We start from the raw sequence: 3,869 nt of genomic DNA on the forward strand, positions 1-3,869 counted from the left end.
AGCAATAGCTAGATAATGAACCGAGTAAAGTGACAAAAAATAAATAAACAACAACTGTCCAATTGACGTTGTCAGGATCTTTTATCGGCATGTTTAAATCTTCTTTTTAATTATGAGAGGTAGCGTACTAGCTAATGTTTAGTTATGTGTGTCTAGCCATACCGTCGATGCTTTGGAAATAAATAGACCTAAACGTAACTACAGAGGTTTAGGCACGGTTACGACTTAACGACATTAATGTCGCCGACATGCATAAAATTTGGACATGGAAAAACCGCAATTAAGCGGTTTCATTTAATGATTTTTAAAAAATTGAAAAATTTAAGTTAAATTGTGTTGACTTTTTAAGTAGGTGCGACTATAATTATAAGCATCAACAGGGAGTTGATAAAGCAAACCCCCAGCTTTCGATGGGGGCTTAAGGGAGAAACAAGATGTACCAGATCTTACTTCTCTTGGTTTTAATAAGCTTAAGCTTCTCAGTTTATTAACCAGTCAAAGGCGGGGTGAAAGCCTCGCCGATGACCTTAAATATAACAACTATAGTATGAGAAATCAAGGTGATTATATGGCATTATCAAGAGCTGTAATTCAAAAGAAAAGTGATGAAAAACGTGGAGTAAAATCAAAAGGATACAAATTGCCTATTGAGATTATTGACTTAATAATAGAATTAAGTGCCAAGACTGAAAAATCACAAAGTAAGATCATTGAAGAAGCGATCTTAATGTACAAAAAATCACTTTAGTAAAAAAAGCCTCTTAATTGAGGCTTTCGCTTAAATTATAGTTTAAGTTCAGGTAATAACTTTTCTAAAAAAGCATTTTTAACTTTTAAAAAATCCTCTTTTTCTCTTTTTCTTATAATACGACTTAAAAAATAAAGAGTCTGAAGAACAAATGTTAGTAGTAGCATCAGTAATATTATACGATCAGATGAAGAAGAAGAAATGCAATATGAATACAAACAAAAGGAAGTTAAAATAAACAAGAAAAACGTAAAAATACCATATACTATATTATCAATTAATATCACGTTGTTGGATATTTTAATATCATCCTTCTCTATAACTAAGTAACTATATAATCTTTCAAAATGTGTGGGCGAAATTTTATTTTTAGTTAGCTTTGTTAATCCAAAGAAAAATAAAGCTAACCGTCTATTTCTACATTTAGTTATACCTTGTATATATAAAACTTCTTTCTCTTTATTGCACGCCTTCTTGAGTGAATCATTTTCTAACTTTTCGTCATTAATAATCCGATCTAATTTTTTTTGTTTTTTATTTAATAATGGTTTAATAAAAAAAGCTAAAATTGGTTTTAGCGCATAAAATAAGAAAGCTAATGTAAAAGCAGCACAAACAGCAAAAGAGAAGATTAACTGTAAGTAATCTGTTAAATGAGAAAAAAAGAACTTTATATCGAAATTAGTAATGAGCGACTTAATTAATGATTCTTCCATTATTATTCTCCTAGTGTAAAAATTATAACAGAATAATATGGAAATAAAAAAAGCCCAACTATTTAGTGGGCTTATATTTAATGCGTTCCAAGCCGCATTATAGGCATATTATCTGTTTAAACGTTTAAACAGTCAAGTTATTAATTCTAAATTTTTATTTATTTTTTTCTAAAATTAATTTTGCTCCATTTAAAATCATATCGTGGTTGGAACCAGCAACATAAACAGCTTTTTTTATTAGTTCAAGCTCCTCACTATTAAAGCGTGCGCCAAACATTTTTGACGAAGCCAATCTTTTCTTTTCATATGCTATATCAGCTCTTTTCTGTGAATCGCTTCTTTCTTTTTTGTCACTCATCATTTAGCTCCATTGTTTCATTAAAATAGTCGCGATCGCCCATTTTCGATTGATAACGATATGCATTAATTTGTTTATTATTTTTTGACATCAACAGCAAATGTCGATTATCGAAATCCATATTAAGTAAATCAAAAAATGCCGCTTTCGCGACATTAAAACTATTTGTGTTCGTTCGTGTATCAACAAGAACTTGGCTAGTGCCTTTTTTAATTTGTTTAATTACATAAACTCGGTACATTTAATTCCCCACAATATACTTAATAACACCTTTTCCACGTCGTTCTGTATAGATTTTAGTTGAACCTACAGATTTATGACCTAGCAATTTATTAATATTTATACCTTGTTCATTATATAACAGCGCAGATAATGATCTAATTTCATAAAACGATGGCGGCAATCGTCCATCATTTGCAACAACTTCTGCTATTTTTCGCATGTCTGAAAACCAAGTCGTTAATGAATTCGATGAGACTTTTGCTTTCCTCCGACCGCTTTCAATCAAATATCTCTTGCCTCTAGTCATGACAAACAAATCGCGGATTGATGTTCCAATTGCGTCAAGTTTCAAATCAAGCGGCATGGATACAATCACACCCTTTTTAGCTGTTCTGATATTCAAATAGTCATTTTCAATATCGTCCATAGATATATTAACAATTTCGCAAGGGCGACGTCCAGTTACCAATGCTGTAAGCATTCCAATATATAGATATTCGGGCGCACACAATCTTGCAATTTTCAAAATTTTTAGAAATTCATCAAGTTCAAGGCGCTCACGTTTGACTTTGCAGATCGGTCGCTCAAGTCTTACAGCAGGGTTGTTTTCAATAATACCTCTAGCCCATGCTGTTTGAAAACTTTGTTTCATAAATAAATATATTTTAACAGCTTTATTTTGTTTTTGTTGCTGCCAAACCTCATCTATGATTATAAACAGATCAAGAGTTCTAATAATATCGATAGGACGATTACCTATTTTTTTTCTTATGAAATTCGCAATATAAATTTTCTCTTGAACTGTTCTAAATGTTATATCACGTTGCTTTTGAATTTCAATGAATTGATCGAACCATTCATTAACGCTGATTGTAGACATAAAAATCCTCTCTTTATCTAGAAGCTCGGAGCCTGCCGAGCCAGTTTGTGATTATTTGATTATTTTGATAATTCAACTAATTTAATTGTTAAATTTTCTAATTCTTTTGCAATGCTTAATGCTTGTTGCCTTAAATTGTTTATTTCAGTTTTTAACTGCTCTACATCGCTGTTATTATTGACAACAGTTTCAGCTTCCATATTGTGTGTAGCTACTACTTTGTAACTAATATCCTCCCGATTTTCTAAAAATTTTAATGCACCCAACGGCAAATCAAGAATTCTAAAAACAGATTCAGATTTAACTACAGTTAACCAGTTTTTTACTGAACCACCAGACTTAATTTCACCGCTGACAAGCACAACGCCATTGCCAATAGTGACGCCTGAATCCCTACCACGTGCACCAGCAATAACACGACCTGCCAAGTAAATTGAATCTTGATGCCCAAGTAAATTGTCATCTCCTACTGTAATATCAACATCTACAAATGTTGTTTCAGAGCCATCATTACCATAAACTTCAAGCAGAATCTCTTTTACTAAATCTTCAGATCTAATATCAAAAGACCATGATTTTGATGAGTAATCGTATTGCCCATTAAGTTTTCTTGCTTTAGAAGAAAATAAAGGATTGTACTGAGTTGTTACATTAATCGTTTTATTAGATTTTTTGATAGAAACTTGCATGATATATACCTTATTCGATAATCACGGTTCCCGCCGTGTCGGTTGAGTTATTCTTAACTCTTGTGACATATAATATATCGGTATTCCGATAATGTCAATACTATTTTTTATTTATTTTTAAAATTTCCCGATTTCGAAAACAATTCGATGATATGGCCTCTAATAAAGCATTCTGCCGCCAATAATATTTTTGTGATTTCAGAGGTTTGCTTACCCAATATTCGCGCTTGTTTACTACAAGAGATTTCACGAAGAT

Annotated in this window: 6 protein-coding genes; 1 reads left to right on the forward strand and 5 read right to left on the reverse strand. The window is 31.7% G+C overall.

Going from position 1 to position 3,869, the window contains the following annotated elements; all coding sequences use genetic code 11:
• Window positions 1–568 precede the first annotated feature (568 nt).
• The gene (locus tag J3U74_RS12200) at window positions 569–748 is read left to right on the forward strand and encodes a ribbon-helix-helix protein, CopG family (protein WP_267348114.1); all 180 of its coding nucleotides are present in this window, start codon (window positions 569–571) and stop codon (window positions 746–748) included.
• A 35-nt stretch (window positions 749–783) separates the two neighbouring features.
• Here the strand turns inward: J3U74_RS12200 and J3U74_RS12205 are convergent, their stop codons facing one another.
• The 5 genes from J3U74_RS12205 to J3U74_RS12225 form a co-directional block, all read right to left on the reverse strand.
• Complete coding sequence (locus tag J3U74_RS12205) at window positions 784–1,464, reverse strand: hypothetical protein (RefSeq protein WP_267328489.1); 681 nt, start codon at window positions 1,462–1,464, stop codon at window positions 784–786.
• A gap of 154 nt (window positions 1,465–1,618) precedes the next feature.
• On the reverse strand, window positions 1,619–1,822 hold the full coding sequence (locus tag J3U74_RS12210) for a hypothetical protein (RefSeq protein ID WP_267328490.1): 204 nt from the start codon (window positions 1,820–1,822) through the stop codon (window positions 1,619–1,621).
• Entirely contained in the window at window positions 1,815–2,063 is a 249-nt protein-coding gene (locus J3U74_RS12215) for a hypothetical protein (RefSeq protein ID WP_267328491.1), read from the reverse strand. Before J3U74_RS12215 ends, J3U74_RS12210 begins: the two co-directional genes overlap by 8 nt.
• Complete coding sequence (locus J3U74_RS12220) at window positions 2,064–2,924, reverse strand: tyrosine-type recombinase/integrase (protein WP_267328492.1); 861 nt, start codon at window positions 2,922–2,924, stop codon at window positions 2,064–2,066.
• 59 nt (window positions 2,925–2,983) lie between these two features.
• On the reverse strand, window positions 2,984–3,613 hold the full coding sequence (locus tag J3U74_RS12225; protein ID WP_267328493.1) for a hypothetical protein: 630 nt from the start codon (window positions 3,611–3,613) through the stop codon (window positions 2,984–2,986).
• Between the last annotated feature and the right edge of the window lie 256 nt (window positions 3,614–3,869).

Origin of the sequence: Gilliamella sp. B3892 (genome assembly GCF_026536305.1) — a bacterium.
Lineage (GTDB): Bacteria > Pseudomonadota > Gammaproteobacteria > Enterobacterales > Orbaceae > Gilliamella.

Coding starts and splice junctions, on each gene's coding strand:
- J3U74_RS12200 (WP_267348114.1), top strand. CDS start 569: ATGGCATTATCAAGAGCTGTAATTCAAAAGAAAAGTGATGAAAAACGT.
- J3U74_RS12205 (WP_267328489.1), bottom strand. CDS start 1,464: ATGGAAGAATCATTAATTAAGTCGCTCATTACTAATTTCGATATAAAG.
- J3U74_RS12210 (WP_267328490.1), bottom strand. CDS start 1,822: ATGAGTGACAAAAAAGAAAGAAGCGATTCACAGAAAAGAGCTGATATA.
- J3U74_RS12215 (WP_267328491.1), bottom strand. CDS start 2,063: ATGTACCGAGTTTATGTAATTAAACAAATTAAAAAAGGCACTAGCCAA.
- J3U74_RS12220 (WP_267328492.1), bottom strand. CDS start 2,924: ATGTCTACAATCAGCGTTAATGAATGGTTCGATCAATTCATTGAAATT.
- J3U74_RS12225 (WP_267328493.1), bottom strand. CDS start 3,613: ATGCAAGTTTCTATCAAAAAATCTAATAAAACGATTAATGTAACAACT.